General features: G+C 49.5%; 23 protein-coding genes. 10 read left to right on the forward strand and 13 right to left on the reverse strand.

The features are described from left to right. Positions 1-83: 83 nt before the first annotated feature. The 11 genes from ACOT1A_RS04835 to ACOT1A_RS04885 all read right to left on the reverse strand — a co-directional run bounded on the left by ACOT1A_RS04835 (position 84) and on the right by ACOT1A_RS04885 (position 7,298). A complete protein-coding gene (locus tag ACOT1A_RS04835) occupies positions 84-353 on the reverse strand; it encodes a hypothetical protein (RefSeq protein ID WP_023296246.1) in 270 nt (89 codons plus the stop codon). A 7-nt stretch (positions 354-360) separates the two neighbouring features. Then, positions 361-990 (reverse strand): glycoside hydrolase family 19 protein, encoded by a 630-nt coding sequence (locus ACOT1A_RS04840; protein WP_117309009.1) that lies wholly within the window; start codon positions 988-990, stop codon positions 361-363. Then, positions 990-1,268 (reverse strand): phage holin family protein, encoded by a 279-nt coding sequence (locus tag ACOT1A_RS04845; protein ID WP_017384386.1) that lies wholly within the window; start codon positions 1,266-1,268, stop codon positions 990-992. Before ACOT1A_RS04845 ends, ACOT1A_RS04840 begins: the two co-directional genes overlap by 1 nt. After that, positions 1,258-1,647 (reverse strand): phage holin family protein, encoded by a 390-nt coding sequence (locus ACOT1A_RS04850; protein ID WP_276169956.1) that lies wholly within the window; start codon positions 1,645-1,647, stop codon positions 1,258-1,260. Before ACOT1A_RS04850 ends, ACOT1A_RS04845 begins: the two co-directional genes overlap by 11 nt. A gap of 354 nt (positions 1,648-2,001) precedes the next feature. Beyond that, a complete protein-coding gene (locus ACOT1A_RS04855) occupies positions 2,002-2,487 on the reverse strand; it encodes an HNH endonuclease (RefSeq protein ID WP_276169955.1) in 486 nt (161 codons plus the stop codon). A 294-nt stretch (positions 2,488-2,781) separates the two neighbouring features. Further along, the gene (locus tag ACOT1A_RS04860) at positions 2,782-3,564 is read right to left on the reverse strand and encodes an antitermination protein (RefSeq protein ID WP_276169954.1); all 783 of its coding nucleotides are present in this window, start codon (positions 3,562-3,564) and stop codon (positions 2,782-2,784) included. Between the two features lie 27 nt (positions 3,565-3,591). After that, entirely contained in the window at positions 3,592-4,971 is a 1,380-nt protein-coding gene (locus ACOT1A_RS04865) for a replicative DNA helicase (protein ID WP_023296241.1), read from the reverse strand. Then, the gene (locus tag ACOT1A_RS04870; protein ID WP_276169953.1) at positions 4,968-5,849 is read right to left on the reverse strand and encodes an ATP-binding protein; all 882 of its coding nucleotides are present in this window, start codon (positions 5,847-5,849) and stop codon (positions 4,968-4,970) included. Before ACOT1A_RS04870 ends, ACOT1A_RS04865 begins: the two co-directional genes overlap by 4 nt. A 15-nt stretch (positions 5,850-5,864) precedes the next feature. After that, a complete protein-coding gene (locus ACOT1A_RS04875; RefSeq protein WP_276169952.1) occupies positions 5,865-6,761 on the reverse strand; it encodes a helix-turn-helix domain-containing protein in 897 nt (298 codons plus the stop codon). Continuing rightward, positions 6,758-7,054, reverse strand: coding sequence for a hypothetical protein (locus ACOT1A_RS04880; protein ID WP_017384393.1), 297 nt, complete (start codon positions 7,052-7,054; stop codon positions 6,758-6,760). The genes ACOT1A_RS04875 and ACOT1A_RS04880 overlap by 4 nt, the downstream gene beginning before the upstream one ends. Positions 7,055-7,079: 25 nt before the next feature. Then, a complete protein-coding gene (locus tag ACOT1A_RS04885; protein ID WP_032645228.1) occupies positions 7,080-7,298 on the reverse strand; it encodes a transcriptional regulator in 219 nt (72 codons plus the stop codon). 114 nt (positions 7,299-7,412) lie between these two features. Between ACOT1A_RS04885 and ACOT1A_RS04890 the strand changes: the two genes are divergently transcribed. From ACOT1A_RS04890 to ACOT1A_RS04935, 10 genes are all read left to right on the forward strand, one after another. Beyond that, a complete protein-coding gene (locus tag ACOT1A_RS04890; protein WP_017384394.1) occupies positions 7,413-8,120 on the forward strand; it encodes an XRE family transcriptional regulator in 708 nt (235 codons plus the stop codon). 414 nt (positions 8,121-8,534) lie between these two features. Further along, on the forward strand, positions 8,535-8,735 hold the full coding sequence (locus tag ACOT1A_RS04895; RefSeq protein WP_017384395.1) for a hypothetical protein: 201 nt from the start codon (positions 8,535-8,537) through the stop codon (positions 8,733-8,735). Beyond that, the gene (locus ACOT1A_RS04900; RefSeq protein ID WP_017384396.1) at positions 8,735-9,157 is read left to right on the forward strand and encodes a hypothetical protein; all 423 of its coding nucleotides are present in this window, start codon (positions 8,735-8,737) and stop codon (positions 9,155-9,157) included. Before ACOT1A_RS04895 ends, ACOT1A_RS04900 begins: the two co-directional genes overlap by 1 nt. A gap of 192 nt (positions 9,158-9,349) precedes the next feature. Beyond that, positions 9,350-9,553 carry a hypothetical protein gene (locus ACOT1A_RS04905; RefSeq protein WP_016240231.1) on the forward strand — a complete coding sequence of 68 codons (204 nt, stop codon included), beginning with the start codon at positions 9,350-9,352 and terminating at the stop codon, positions 9,551-9,553. Beyond that, positions 9,534-9,944, forward strand: a complete 411-nt coding sequence (locus ACOT1A_RS04910) for a hypothetical protein (protein WP_276169951.1) — start codon at positions 9,534-9,536, stop codon at positions 9,942-9,944. Before ACOT1A_RS04905 ends, ACOT1A_RS04910 begins: the two co-directional genes overlap by 20 nt. Beyond that, a complete protein-coding gene (locus ACOT1A_RS04915) occupies positions 9,898-10,137 on the forward strand; it encodes a hypothetical protein (RefSeq protein ID WP_233161803.1) in 240 nt (79 codons plus the stop codon). Before ACOT1A_RS04910 ends, ACOT1A_RS04915 begins: the two co-directional genes overlap by 47 nt. Next, positions 10,134-10,547, forward strand: a complete 414-nt coding sequence (locus ACOT1A_RS04920; RefSeq protein ID WP_276169950.1) for a hypothetical protein — start codon at positions 10,134-10,136, stop codon at positions 10,545-10,547. Before ACOT1A_RS04915 ends, ACOT1A_RS04920 begins: the two co-directional genes overlap by 4 nt. A gap of 103 nt (positions 10,548-10,650) precedes the next feature. Then, a complete protein-coding gene (locus ACOT1A_RS04925; RefSeq protein WP_276169949.1) occupies positions 10,651-10,935 on the forward strand; it encodes a hypothetical protein in 285 nt (94 codons plus the stop codon). Then, the gene (locus ACOT1A_RS04930; RefSeq protein ID WP_000050710.1) at positions 10,925-11,134 is read left to right on the forward strand and encodes a hypothetical protein; all 210 of its coding nucleotides are present in this window, start codon (positions 10,925-10,927) and stop codon (positions 11,132-11,134) included. Before ACOT1A_RS04925 ends, ACOT1A_RS04930 begins: the two co-directional genes overlap by 11 nt. Further along, entirely contained in the window at positions 11,089-12,264 is a 1,176-nt protein-coding gene (locus tag ACOT1A_RS04935) for an Arm DNA-binding domain-containing protein (RefSeq protein WP_166479411.1), read from the forward strand. The genes ACOT1A_RS04930 and ACOT1A_RS04935 overlap by 46 nt, the downstream gene beginning before the upstream one ends. Before the next feature lie 6 nt (positions 12,265-12,270). Here ACOT1A_RS04935 and ACOT1A_RS04940 read toward each other — a convergent pair whose 3' ends face one another. Further along, on the reverse strand, positions 12,271-12,714 hold the full coding sequence (locus tag ACOT1A_RS04940) for a hypothetical protein (RefSeq protein WP_234707573.1): 444 nt from the start codon (positions 12,712-12,714) through the stop codon (positions 12,271-12,273). A gap of 225 nt (positions 12,715-12,939) precedes the next feature. Continuing rightward, positions 12,940-13,266, reverse strand: coding sequence for an STAS-like domain-containing protein (locus ACOT1A_RS04945; protein WP_032422782.1), 327 nt, complete (start codon positions 13,264-13,266; stop codon positions 12,940-12,942). Positions 13,267-13,269: the final 3 nt, after the last annotated feature.

Consider the following 13,269-nt stretch of genomic DNA (forward strand, 5'->3'; position numbering starts at 1 on the left):
TTTTCGTCTGGCGGTCCAGAACATCCCAGTCGTGATCCGTTCCGTATATGGGTTTAACCCAGTCGCAAGCCGTGTCCACTACCTCAACCCTTACGGGTCCAGTTGTCCCGCAGCTCGCGATCAACATCGTCGCCAGGCATATGGTTAACAGTCTGCTGTACATTGCTGGCCTCTTTCGTTGCTTCTACCCGGCGTTCGGCTGCTGTGACCGTTGCCGCTGCGTTATCTTCGGTGCGCTGCTGGTCGGCTTTCGCTTCCGCTTTGCTGGTGCCGCGAATATGGCCCAGGCCAAAGGCACCGGCGATAGCGGAAATCACCAGTGCGGCCAGCCCGATTATCGTTTCGATACCCACATTCACCTCACACCAGAACGGATTTCGCCAGGTTAAACAGCGCGCGGCGTTTATCCAGCCCGTTTCTGCCGCCATTGATAAGCAGCGTAACGCGCTCAACATCGCCGGAATGGAGCAGGCAACCGCGAGACGAATAGAACCATGCAGCTGAGCGCGCGGCGTATTCATCCTGTTCAAGCAGCTCCGGGTGGGTAACAAGGTCCAGTTTCAACGCCTGGCCACAACTGCGATAGTTGCTCAGGCCGGTAATCTGTTTCAGCCCACGACCGCGATATTTCCAGCCATCACCGGCAACCTGATTGCCCAGGTGTTCTTTTCCCCACTCACCGCCGTATACCAGATTGGCGATCGCTTTCTGGTTTGCCGGTTGCGTTGCTGTTCTGCCAAGTGCTGCTGCCTGCTGTTGCGTGATGCGGTGGCTACCGAACGTCGGTACCAGGTTTTCAACCGCGTAATTCAGGTTCTCCACCAGTCGGGTAAATCTGGTGCTTTCATGCCCCATCTGGGCAATAAACATGGCCTGATCGAGCGGTGCGGTGATGCCGTATTCCTTCATAGCGGCGTCGATATGTGGAAACCAGCGCGCAGCTAACCCGGCGCTGATACCAGCCGCCCTCTGAAATTGTGTTTGGTTCATTAGTGCCTCAGACGATCAACCAGCCGCGCCATATTTCCACGAACCTTCAGGATGGCGGCGAAGATAAGAATGTTTGCGACCACCACCAGCCAGCTGGAATCACGATAAAGGCCGAAGATGAACTGCAAGGGGATCGCGGCGTAAACCAGCACGGTTATATACGCCAGGACAGAAATAAAGGGGCGATGCCGGGCGCCATGTCGCTGGTAAAACATCAGCACGATGACGATGGCCGCACAAATAAACGCATTAAAGACTGCTGACGGGTCAATTACCATTTCCCCCTCCCCCACGTAGCCGCGAGAAAAACTTGAACACGTTGTTCAGGTCCTGGTTATTAAGATAAGTGAGGATTTTTATACACAGGGCAGACAGAATCACTGCACCCAGTGCATCCAGCGGTTTTTCATAGTGCGAAGCTGCATTTAGCAGTGAGCCAACAAATCCAGCCCCAAGCACCCCAACGATAAACGACGTCAGAAAATACCCAGCCAGTCGTGCACGAGACAGGTTCGTTGCTGTTGCGACGTAGAACACCGCACCACCAAACGCCCCAAACACCACACCGAAATCTGTATGAGTAAAGACGCCGTACAGGACTGAACCCAGCAGGCCGCCGCCGAGAACTGCGCCGGTGCCGGTTAATGGATCGGACATTAAGCCCCCTCTTATTGCTGTTGATCCTCTCAGAAGGTTGAGGGGAAACAAAAAAGGCCACCCGAAGGTAGCCTGTAGTAATGATTGTGAAGGCTGGAGTCGAACCAGCTTCCATCGGTGCGCTGCCGATTGGGTTACGCGCGCCTTGTGGCTACTTATCCAGAATATTCACCGCAAAACTATTCCCTAGCTCGCCGCTGAGCTTCATCACAATGGGGATCGCTTTGCCGCGCCAGGGAAGTGTGCCTGGTCTCACCGGGATGTCGTCACATACTCAAAGCGATTTCCGTTGTGTAGAAACTAAATAGCCCCACTAATACAGGCAGGGCTTAATTTATTTTATTCGTGTAGGCGTTAACGACACATTTCAGCTTTAGCTTTCATGTAAGCCTCGTGAGCCAACTCCGCAGTTTGGAAACTACCGAGCTCTTTACGTTGCCCGTTGATGCGAATAGCGGAACGCCATACGCCGCGAGCTTTGCACCAGTTTGCTCCAATCAGCTTGGACTTCGCCCCTTTTCGAACTTTGTGTCTGTTCTGTTGATTAACAAACTGGGCAACGATACGTAAGTTGTCCCATCGGTTATCTTTGGGATTGCCATTGATATGATCGACACACTTATCAGCCGGCGGCAGCGCACCGTCCATATACAAAAAAGCCAACCGATGAGCGAAAATTAATTTCTTATCGATCATTATCTGGATATAGCCGTACGTATCTGCGTTCCCGGCTATTTTGCCAGGCGTAGACCGTGAGTTTGTTCGCTTGATCCAAACAAATAAACCAGTCAAAGGGTCGTACTTCAGAACCTCTTTCAGCCGTTCTTGGGTGATGCTCATGATATGCGTATGCCTTACTTTGAAATGAACCTTTGCCGCACAGGAAACCAGCCCGTCGAGGCTCGCCAGCGCTAACCGACTTCCTCAAAGGCTCATTTCAAATGGATTGGTTCGACGTGATGAATGCGCGGGCGGTGCGCAGGAAATACGGGTACAAAAAAACCCGCAACGTGGCGGGCTTTTAGAGGTTAATTATCTACAGGCGTTATACTCCATAATCAGAAGCATACAGGACAGTTTTATGCAAAGTCAACACTAACGTGCAAAAAAGTGTCGCCATTTGCTCCGATCATATTAATAAGTTGTTGCCTTCTCAAATTCTACTGCCGCGTGACGCTCCCACTGGCGCAGCGTGTCCACCAGCATTTCATAAAAGGGTTTCCAGTTGCGTGACCATGAGGACTGATGGAGGGCCGGGAGACGCTTCAGAATGGCACGGTGTACCGTCGCCGAGGAGATAGCAGAGAAGCCATTACCAGAGCAACGTTCACAGGTTTTGAAAACCGGTGCGCCACGTTCTTTGGTCGCTTTGCGATCCAGCACTTCGCCTTTACCGCCGCATCTGCACCGCGCAAGGATTACCTTTTTCCCTCCGCAGGTTTCGCAAACCCTTTTCACCAGCTCATTTTTAATCTTCGGGGCCACCACTTCGGCACCGTCATCGTCGAAGATACCAGGATGTTTAACCACATCTTCATTCCCGGAGATAAAACCGGTACCGCTGCAACTGTGACATGTCACGCTGGTAGCCGCCGAACGGGAGTAATCAGCAAAGGCAAACTGCGCCAGCGTCAACATGCATGCTCCGAGCTTGTCGCCAGCGGCTTTGCGGACACTTTTAGGAGCGTTTTTGATAGCAACCTGCGCCAGCGCCTGAACTGCGAGCTGTTCATCTGTTTTGCTGATGCCGAACTTGCCGAAGAAAGCAGCCAGGCCGAAGCGCGCACGGCTGCTGGTGGTGCCAATCGCCGCCATTACATCTGTTCCTGTAAGGCGGTCCGGAGAAGTTCCCTTCACGTCATCGCTGATATGCATTCCCTGAGGACTAAAATGTTTGAGCGATGCTTCCAGTTTCATAAGGTTGCCCTCGTTGCTTTGATGTTTTTAATAGTCTGCATTGCTGGAATGCCTTTCTTTTGAGTAACGTCTGGTCTGAGCTTTCTGCTGTGGCGCCGAACGCTGCTTTGCTAACTCCTGGTCAATTGGCAGGAAGTGCCCGTTATAGAATCGACGGTAGATCGTACCCAATTCACCGTTGCGCTGTTTGGTCACGTTAATTTCCGCGATCCCCTTCGCTGGCGACTCAGGGTTATAAACTTCATCTCGGTATAGCATCATGATCAGATCAGCATCAGCCTCAATCTCACCCGAGTTTTTGAGGTCTGAGTTCATCGGTCGTTTGTTGGGTCTCGACTCAACGCCACGAGAAAGCTGGCTCAGGGCAAGGACCGGAGTTTTATTGGATTTAGCCAGACGCTTGAGTCCTTTTGACACCTCACCGACGGCAAGGTCATATCGTGCAGTGCTTTCAATTTTGATGAGTGCCAGGTAATCCACGACCACCAGCGCTATTTCCGGATGCGCCAGCTGTAGGCGGGTAGCTATCTGTTGAATCTGATCTACTGTCAGATCGGTGGAATCAACCATCCAGATGCTACGACCAGTCAGCCGTTCTACACCGTTTGTCAGCCTGGCCCAGTCCTCATCATCAAAATCAGCAGCCTTTTTCAGGCGTGAAACCGACATGCCGCCGGCAGCAGATACCATTCGCTCTCCGATCTGGATATTAGGCATTTCCATGCTGAAGAACAGCACACCACGGCCCTGCTCAGAAACCTTGTCGATGATATCCAGCGCCAATTCAGTTTTACCCATCGACGGCCGCGCAGCGATAAACACCAAGTCTGTTGGTTCAATGCCGCCAGTCTTTGCGTCCAGCTCTTCGATACCTGTCATGAGGCTTCTGGCTTCTTCAAGCCCACGGTTGCGCGCATCTACCCGATCCACCACAGCAGGAAGAATGTCGTCGATATGAACTGGCTGAACGGTCTTTTCTTCGAGAGTAATTGCTGCAATGCTGTTCTGTGCGGCCCTGAATGCCGATAAAGCCGCATCACTATTGTGAGCATTCCGGAGATCGGCCAGCGCCCTTTCAATGACAGCTTCGGCATCGCGAACAGCTGCATTACGCTCCAGCGTGGAAACGTAGGACACAAGCGCCGACTTCGCCCATGCGATACGGCTCGAGTCCATAATGATTGCGCTGTGCTTTGGCATGTTTTCGCAGAGCAGTACAGGGTCAATAACGCCAGCTCCACGCGCCTGACGGCAGATCCCAGTATATATTTCCCGATACTGCGGTACCGAGAAAGCGGTGGCTGGCACCCTGGAAAGAATATCCAGTACCTCAGGGTCGGCACCACGCAGAAAAATTGCGCCGATCACCGCACCTTCCAGATCTTCATTTTTCCAGACAGGAGTCATGCTACAACTCCTGACGCGATGGCACGGAAACTTCCCCAGCCAAATGCCAGACGGTTGCGGCCACCATCGGTAACCCGATCCACAATTCTCTCGCCAATCGTTTCTTTCAACTGGTCGAATGTAAGATTGCTGATCAGGATTGTTGGCAAAATGCTTTCGTACCTGGCATTGATAATTTCCTGAAGGATGGTCATTTCAGTCGGACTGCCGAACTGAACGCCCACCTCGTCGATAATTAGCAGATCCAATGAAGCGAAACGTTCAATTACATCTTCCTCGGTCATTTCAGCATTGTGGCGCCACGTGCTTTTCACTGCTCGGGTGAGGCGCATAACGTCGGTGATTTCCACTTTAGCGAGATGTCCACGGATAATGCTCTTCGCCATGGCCACTGCCAGATGGTTTTTACCGGTCCCGCAGTTTCCGGTCATGACGAGCCCAGTTCCAGCTTTCAGGCGATCAGGCCAACTGTCGGTGTAGCGCTGACAGACTGCCAGATTTTTGGCGGCATCCGGGTTGACAGCCTGGTAGTTATCGAATTCACATGCTTCGAATCGTCTTGCGATCCCGGCATTGTCCATCAGGTCGACTACTCGTAATGCACGCAGACTGGATTCAATGTCAGCAAGTTCCGCTTTCACACACTCCGGGCACTGGGAGTATTTAACGTTTTCAACTCCACGATATGCTTTTCCAGTGAGGGAAATGCGCTGATAGTTGCCATGTTTTTCACAGTCGGCGGCGTGGACGTCGCCTGACTCCCAGCTCCCCCACTGCCACGGTTTTTTATGTTCAACAGCAAACGCCAGTTCTTCACGAAGCCCTTCGCGCTTTGCCACCAGAGCTTCCCTTTCTTCGCGTTGTTTAATACTCAGCATTGTGATTTCTCCTGCTTACCAGTTGCAGTCTGATTGGCCATAGTCTTGTTCACTAAACCCCGAAACCGGCAGCCCACCAGGTCTACCGCTTACCGCACCAGATGGCGCCTGCCATGGCTCTTCGAAATGCCGATCGGGACCAAAGAACGTCGCCGCCTGTTTCACGTACTGCGTTCCGGCGCTACCTGTAGCACGGACATAACCTGCATAACGGTTTACACCAGCCAGCATTGCCTCAGTGTTAACACCGTCTTTGATTCGAGCTTTCCAGGCTTTCCAGGCAGCTGCTTTAGAATTACCGCCAGCACGTTTAGGGTATGCCTGCCATGCCTGTTCGAACTCGTTGGAATAGTTCTCTTTGGAAGAGCGATTTTCAGAATGGACTTTCCCACATGCGCCAATATCTTGTGATTCTTGTTTTGAATTTACTTGTGGATCATGTTTTGAATTTACTTGTGGATCTGGGGTCAGATTCTGACGGGTGAAAACACCATTTTTGTCAGATACTGAAGGGTGAAAACCGTTTGAACATCCAGAACCTGACGGTTCAGAATCTGACGGGTGAAAACCGTTAGCCCTGCGCTGCTGTTTCAGCGCTGCCACTTTGTCCTTCTCAATGCGTGCCAGAGCCTCGAGACGATCAGCATTCAAATAATAAAGATTAGACGTGTTGCGATTACCTTTACGGCGGAATTCACGACGCAGCCAACCGGCAGACTCAAGTTCTGCAATAGCGGTCCTGACCGTGCTTTCCCCCAGACCCAACTGGCGGCAGATGGTCTCAACACTCGGATAGCAGACACCTTCATCATTCGAGTAGTCAGCCAGGCGAGCCATAATCACCAGTTTGGCACCCTTAATGTCATGCGCGGCGCATGCGTCCCAGACGTTACCGAGAATTTTGCTACTCATACAAACTCCTGAACTGGCGTGATTGTGTAGCCGCGAGCTGGCTCAATCCGAGTTTTAAGGCCTGTATCGTGGGCACCAATTTTTCTCACTTTCAGGCAAGCTGCGCGTTCAAGTGCCTTGATCTCCTTAAACATGGCTTGTTTTGAGCAGCAACAGAATTCAGCCAGGACCTGATGATCGATAACTCGCTCCCCCTCTCCATCCATAGATCCGCCCATCAAAATGCGAAGCATGACCAACCGCTGAAGTGGGTTATCGAATGTATATTTACGTACGAAGTCAGAGTGATTCATGATTCCTCCAGCATGCCGTGACATGTCACACCTCATTGCCCGGGTGCGGGAATAATTTTGGTTTGTCAGGTCTCAGTTCATGGGCGGGAATCCCAGTAAAGGCCGCAACATCAGGCACATGTTCCACCCCAACAACACCAACCTTTCTCCAGCGAGAGACAGAGGGTTGTTTTACACCTATAGCGCGAGCTAGAGCATTTACTCCTCCAGCAGCATCAATAGCTCTTTCAATTGCTGATTTCATTTTTTTGCTAATCCCGTTCAGTTGCTATCGAAATTATGATAGCAATTGCTATTGGAATGAGCAATAGACTTGTTTATCATGCTTGACTAGAATGTGATAGCGGAGGCTATAAATATGCAAGAGAGAACACTTAAGACGCTAGCTGACAGACTTAACTACGCAATGCATGAGATGGGCATGAGCCAGGGTCAGTTAGCCAAAGCGGCGAATATGGCACAACCAACCATATGGCGAATAACATCTGGAAATGCTAGAGGCACAACTAAAATCGTTGAAATAGCTAATGCCCTGGGTGTTCGTTCGGAGTGGCTATCAAACGGTACTGGACCAATGAGGGGTGACGACCAACAACCACCCCCACCGATGAATAACAAAAAAGATCCAGCCATCTTCAGAGTTGACGTACTCGACCTTACCGTAAGTGCTGGCCCGGGCATAATTAACAGCGAATTCGTGGAGGTGCTGCGCTCCGTGGAATACTCAGTTGAAGATGCCCGTCAAATGTTTAATGGCCGGAAACAGGAGCAGATACGCATCATCAACGTTCGAGGTGATAGCATGTCTGGCACCATAGAGCCAGGGGACTTACTCTTCGTCGATATCAGCGTTCAGCATTTCGACGGCGACGGTATATACGCGTTCATCTACGATGACACATCGCATGTTAAGCGCTTACAAAAGATGAAAGACAAACTCTTAGTTATCTCTGACAACCATACCTATCTACCATGGGACCCAATCGAGAAGGAAGAGATGAACAAAATTTTCATCTTCGGAAAGGTGATCGGCAGCATGCCGCAGACCTACAGGAAGCATGGGTGAATAATGCAAATGAAAATAAAAACTTACGCATAACAAGCTGAGTAGATTCTTAACCCGGCCAGTGCGCCGGGTTTTCTATGTGCCCCCACAATAGTAACCACCAGTCAACCAGGCGGGCGACTACCTGATCGGAACTCCTACCCTCTTTCTCTCTGCGAGTATCTCGCCCTTTCACAGTCCATTTTATTCTCAAGCTTCGATGCTCCAACTCCCGATATCTCATGTATTGGTAGATCACTGTCTAAAGGACAATTATTTCTACCGTGCTGTTACAAACACATCAGCAATATATTTTTTTTATTTTTGATATCAATGACATAAAAATCAATAGCAATTTAAATAGCAATACCTATTGCAAAGGCCAATAGCAGGCTCTATCATCATTCTATCAAATCAACTCAGAGGTGATAGAAAATGTCTCAGAAGATAAAAACATTTAAGGGGTTGTCCATCCATCCTTGTGATGCCTTCAAGAATATGTCCTTGATTGTTGAAGCAGCTAGTTTGTTATCGGCGGTTGATGATGACGAGTATAGAGAAATTAGCGACATTCTTCTCGCGTTTGTCTGCAACTATGCAAACGAGGCCCATAAAAATGAATGGGATAAACGATAATGAAAAATCCAATCGAAATGCTAAATGATATTGCTGCGGAAATCACTGAGAATGCTTCGTTACTGGAGGTTATTTACCGCATAAATGAATTTTCACCGGAAGCCGATAACACAATTGCCTGCCTGATTCGTTCTATGCTAAAGACCAGCCAAACTGCTTACGAGTATGTGGAGCAACTTAGCATCCATGCTGGAGCTGAATGTCAACGGGGACAAAAATTAGAGTCGCTAACAGCGCTAGCTAATCAACTTAACTCTTGGGCTTGTGATATCGGCGATTGTAAGCTTGCCGTTTATAATTCAATGGATGATATACCAACAGAATCAAACTCAATTGGGGTTTTAAGTCTCGTCTCCCAAAAACTGGATGAAATGCAGAGCATTATTAGCTCTAAAGCGGACAAGATCGAATTCAATAAGTAACGCTAAACAATAAAACAAATAACACCTTCACTGGTGTGGCTTCCTGCAACCTGAAAACAGGATTAGGTTAAAAATGACATTCATCAAAGATAAATCTGCGTATTTAACAGCACGGCTTTTCTTCGCGACCTATGGTGAGGAATACCGCCATATCTCTAACCTTTTCATGCGCAAAGCTTACGGGGTCTGAATATGCTCAGTAAAGACAGCTCTCTAGAAACCGCAAAAAACACAGCAGATAACCTGTATCAATTAATGGAATTAATTAACTCCAATATTATTGATATGGATATCGAGCAAATAATTTCTCTGTCTGGCCTCTGCCTTGACTTGTCGGCTCAGGTTTCAATGTGGATGGATTCGGAGTTTGAACGTCGTGAAAAACAACGTAATTGAAACCTACCGACGCCGAATTTTAAAGGCAGCGTTATTACGCCACCAACGTAAAACAGGCAGTAACTGCCTTGTTATTAAGCTCAATAAAGGCGGTATTAATACGGTCGAGTTAACAGAGATTCTTCTCGATGGATTATTGCGAAAATTCGAAAGGCTTGCGATTAGTGAGTATGGGAATGTCGAAGGCGTAAAAGCTATTAAGGGAATTTACAGCAGCTCTGTTGATGTTAATGGCAGCGGTGAATTCCTCACAGATAGCGGAAAGGAATTAATCGACGAGCTCATTTCTGAGCTGGTTGAGTTCGTCAAAAAACAAAAAGTGGAGGCTCCGAAAACGGAGGGTAATGAAATGGGGGGATTTGGTGGCACTGACAGCGATACGAATTCCTGAGTGGGTTCACCTCAAAGCGGTACACGTTTTATGCCAGTTCAGGGCAAGGCGCATTCACCCCTGCCGAATGCACGGCTCCGGGAATTTGAGCCTCAAAGTTAACCATCGCTGGCGGCTACTCTCCCGCGATGGCGGCAAGAACTGGGAAGTAATGAGTCACGAACGATACAGCAAAGTTAAGGACCGGAAATGAACGATAAACGCACCGTAAGCACAATTGATCTGGCATTACAGAAACACGATACGCCAGTTGGCCCGCTGTTCGTAGCAGTACGTCACGGTCGTATCAAAAAATGCTTCACGCGAGATACGGCGATCCGCTATCTGGCTTTCTTCATGACCACCGAGGCTTTTGAGCGTTCAGGTTTTCCGCAGCGTCACCCGCGGGTGCGTATTGATCGCGATGATAGGGAGGTATGGCGAGACGGGGAAACAAAGGCTGAGTATCTGGCCGCCCACCAGCGTTGTGTTCGCCGTCTGCGTCGCATCCTGGCGCGCAAGCGAGAAATGGAGAAATGGTGTGAGAAATGGGACGCGATGCATGACCGATTCGTTAAAGAGGTTGATGCACTGCAGGCCATCAAACCAGCAGGGGTAAAATGATGAAGCCCTTCATTTTCAGCATCATTGTTTCCATGCTGCTGGCGGCCACCGTTATCGGCGCGCTGATTGAATATAAATTTTTGGTGAGGTAGCGAGGCGCTCCATGAATAAGCCAGTTTTAGAAATTATTAAGCGTTGGACCCGTCTGGCAACGGAGGCTAAGCAGCTGGGGCTCACCACCATCCCTGTCGACCCGGAAAACATGCTGATGGTCCTGGTAGATCTGCCAGCCAGTGAAGACTATCAGGCTGCAATCGATTTTTTGCGCAAGAGAGCGGCCAGCGAACTTGATGCCGGTTTTAGAGCGCACCACAACGCACTTATCTATGCGGCAAATGAACTGGAAAATGCCCAGGCATTTGGGCGGGAGGTAGGTCATGAGTCTTGATTGCGTACCACTTTCAACCTACTGCCGGGACGCCGGAGAAACGGTTGAAGCCGTTAACAAACGGATACAAAGGGGGTTATGGAAAGAGGGTGTCCATGTATTAAAAGTCGATGGCGTTAAAGAACGCTGGATAGACTTAACGGAGGTTTCAAAGTGGGCAAGAAAGAACAAGGATCATTATCTCTCCCAAGAGGAGTAACCATCCGCCAGCATAAAACTGGCGACACTCTGGTTATCACTTTCACATACAAAGGGGTTCTGTGCCGGGAACCCCTCTCCAAAATGGAAGCAAACGCGCGCGGTGTGAAGTACGCCGAGCGCCTGCTCGGGGAGATACAAAACCAGATTGCCGGCGGCACATTCGATTATGCGAAATATTTCCCCAACTCCAAAAAACTGGAGCTTTTCGGGGTGGTGAAGAAAACCAAAAACATAAAGTCTTACCTGGACGAGTACCTGAAAATCTGCCAGAACCGCAACCTGTCCCCGTCGACTATCAACGGTTATGAAAAATGCCTGTCGGCGCTGTCAGCCCTGCATAAACTCCACGTGTCAGAACTGACGCCAGCGGTCCTTAAAAACTGGATAGCCAGCCGGAAAACAAAGCTGAAAACGACCAGGAATAACCTTTCGTTTCTGCGCAGCGCCATCGATGAAGCTGTTACGGATGGCCTGCTGACCATTAACCCGGTAACCCTCGTCAGCGCCAGCCGGTACCACGTGATCGACAGCAGCCCGAGCGCCGACGATTACGAGGTTGACCCGTTCACGCCAGCGGAAACCCTCGCCATTTACCAGAGCTGCAGGTACCCGGAATGGGAAAACCTGTTCCGCTTTGCTTTCAATACCGGTCTGCGGAGCTCCGAACTGTGCGCGCTGCGCTGGCCTGATCTCGACACCATCGCGAACACAGCCCACGTTCAGGCGGCCAGTGTCGTAGGGGTACTTAAAGGCACCAAGACAAAAGCCGGTACCCGTAAGGTGGAGCTGAACAGTGAGGCGCTGGCGGCCCTGCAGGCGCAGAAGCAATACACCTTTATGAAAAGTGAGTTCATATTCAGCGACCCGAAAACGGGAGAACCCTGGGCGAACGCCGACGCTATCCGTAAAAAAGCATGGGTGCCGACCCTGAAAAAAGCTGGCGTGCGCTATCGTAACCCGTACCAGACGCGGCACACATTCGCCACCAAGCATATTAGCCAGGGCGTAAACCTCTTCTGGCTTGCCGGACAGATGGGCCACAAAGGGCCGGAAATGATTTTCCGCAATTACGGTAAATACCTAGCAGAATATGACGGCAGCACCAGTGTAATGAGAAAAGGCTCATAAGAGCATTTATCTTAATTCGTTATGCCAATTTTCCACTTCACTATACTTCCGAGATACCATTTGGAGGAACGTCTCTTGCTTAGCTGGAGGATGGTAAAACTGGAAGGTTTCATGCAAAGCATGAACAACTTGCATACAAGCGCTCACGATTTCCTGAGACCTTATAGTGCGGAGTTCAGAGTCGAGTTGATAAGCAGTCTCACAGTCCAGAGTTGTTTTTTCCATTACTGTTGAGAGCAAATTGTCAGGAATAGATAGCCCACGGAGATGCAATACTTCCGCGAGCTTTGCGATCTGCTGGGCCTTAGCTAGGACGTTGAACAGATAAATTGAGGACTGATTTATCTTATTCGCCCTTTCTTTGTTCTTCTGTCCTGGATCTAAGCAATGATCAATGGGTGATGATTTATTAAGCCAGAAGTCAATAGAAAGATCAGAAATTTCAATCACTAACTTCGATACTGAATCGATTATGGACTTGGACTCTGACCGGGTAGCGAGCCTTTTCGAATTGTTATAAGCAACTCGCCATCCGAGAAGAGCGATGCAAAGACCTATAAGGGTTATGCACCACGAGTACTGTCCGATTTGGGCAAAGAGTGACTCAGATTTTTCTGCATGTTGTCCCATTTGAACAAAAATTATCTTTGGTGATGCTGTGATCAACTCTTACCCTTAAGCTCGTTCCGGCTGAGCCATATCGATAAATTTTTCAATTTGCTCTTTGTAAAACGGCACGTCACTCTTGATTACGAGCCGAGCTTTGATGTTGGCTTTGGGTAAACCTTCTTTTCGGATTAATCCTCCGAAAGCCTCTTCGAGGAAGGACGAACCGACGCCCAAAGCTATGCCACGGAAGTCGACAATGACTTCCTTTTCTTCACCTTTCAGAGCTGGAACCAGAAAATCCCTGCGGAAACGTTCAGCACTGTTGGGACTGTCTGTGGTATAGCGTCCGAATGGTGTTCTGGAGAACTCCTTCGCAATGACGATGTTTCTCATAAA

The organism is Enterobacter cloacae complex sp. SYL003 (assembly GCF_049236925.1).
GTDB classification, from domain to species: domain Bacteria; phylum Pseudomonadota; class Gammaproteobacteria; order Enterobacterales; family Enterobacteriaceae; genus Enterobacter; species Enterobacter intestinihominis.

Coding starts and splice junctions, on each gene's coding strand:
- ACOT1A_RS04850 (WP_276169956.1), bottom strand. CDS start 1,647: ATGTCCGATCCATTAACCGGCACCGGCGCAGTTCTCGGCGGCGGCCTG.
- ACOT1A_RS04900 (WP_017384396.1), top strand. CDS start 8,735: ATGAAAAATCCAATCGAAATGCTAAATGATATTGCTGCGGAAATCACT.
- ACOT1A_RS04945 (WP_032422782.1), bottom strand. CDS start 13,266: ATGAGAAACATCGTCATTGCGAAGGAGTTCTCCAGAACACCATTCGGA.
- ACOT1A_RS04915 (WP_233161803.1), top strand. CDS start 9,898: ATGAAATGGGGGGATTTGGTGGCACTGACAGCGATACGAATTCCTGAG.
- ACOT1A_RS04890 (WP_017384394.1), top strand. CDS start 7,413: ATGCAAGAGAGAACACTTAAGACGCTAGCTGACAGACTTAACTACGCA.
- ACOT1A_RS04930 (WP_000050710.1), top strand. CDS start 10,925: ATGAGTCTTGATTGCGTACCACTTTCAACCTACTGCCGGGACGCCGGA.
- ACOT1A_RS04925 (WP_276169949.1), top strand. CDS start 10,651: ATGAATAAGCCAGTTTTAGAAATTATTAAGCGTTGGACCCGTCTGGCA.
- ACOT1A_RS04875 (WP_276169952.1), bottom strand. CDS start 6,761: ATGAGTAGCAAAATTCTCGGTAACGTCTGGGACGCATGCGCCGCGCAT.
- ACOT1A_RS04845 (WP_017384386.1), bottom strand. CDS start 1,268: ATGGTAATTGACCCGTCAGCAGTCTTTAATGCGTTTATTTGTGCGGCC.
- ACOT1A_RS04860 (WP_276169954.1), bottom strand. CDS start 3,564: ATGAAACTGGAAGCATCGCTCAAACATTTTAGTCCTCAGGGAATGCAT.
- ACOT1A_RS04905 (WP_016240231.1), top strand. CDS start 9,350: ATGCTCAGTAAAGACAGCTCTCTAGAAACCGCAAAAAACACAGCAGAT.
- ACOT1A_RS04895 (WP_017384395.1), top strand. CDS start 8,535: ATGTCTCAGAAGATAAAAACATTTAAGGGGTTGTCCATCCATCCTTGT.
- ACOT1A_RS04870 (WP_276169953.1), bottom strand. CDS start 5,849: ATGCTGAGTATTAAACAACGCGAAGAAAGGGAAGCTCTGGTGGCAAAG.
- ACOT1A_RS04880 (WP_017384393.1), bottom strand. CDS start 7,054: ATGAATCACTCTGACTTCGTACGTAAATATACATTCGATAACCCACTT.
- ACOT1A_RS04920 (WP_276169950.1), top strand. CDS start 10,134: ATGAACGATAAACGCACCGTAAGCACAATTGATCTGGCATTACAGAAA.
- ACOT1A_RS04855 (WP_276169955.1), bottom strand. CDS start 2,487: ATGAGCATCACCCAAGAACGGCTGAAAGAGGTTCTGAAGTACGACCCT.
- ACOT1A_RS04865 (WP_023296241.1), bottom strand. CDS start 4,971: ATGACTCCTGTCTGGAAAAATGAAGATCTGGAAGGTGCGGTGATCGGC.
- ACOT1A_RS04840 (WP_117309009.1), bottom strand. CDS start 990: ATGAACCAAACACAATTTCAGAGGGCGGCTGGTATCAGCGCCGGGTTA.
- ACOT1A_RS04885 (WP_032645228.1), bottom strand. CDS start 7,298: ATGAAATCAGCAATTGAAAGAGCTATTGATGCTGCTGGAGGAGTAAAT.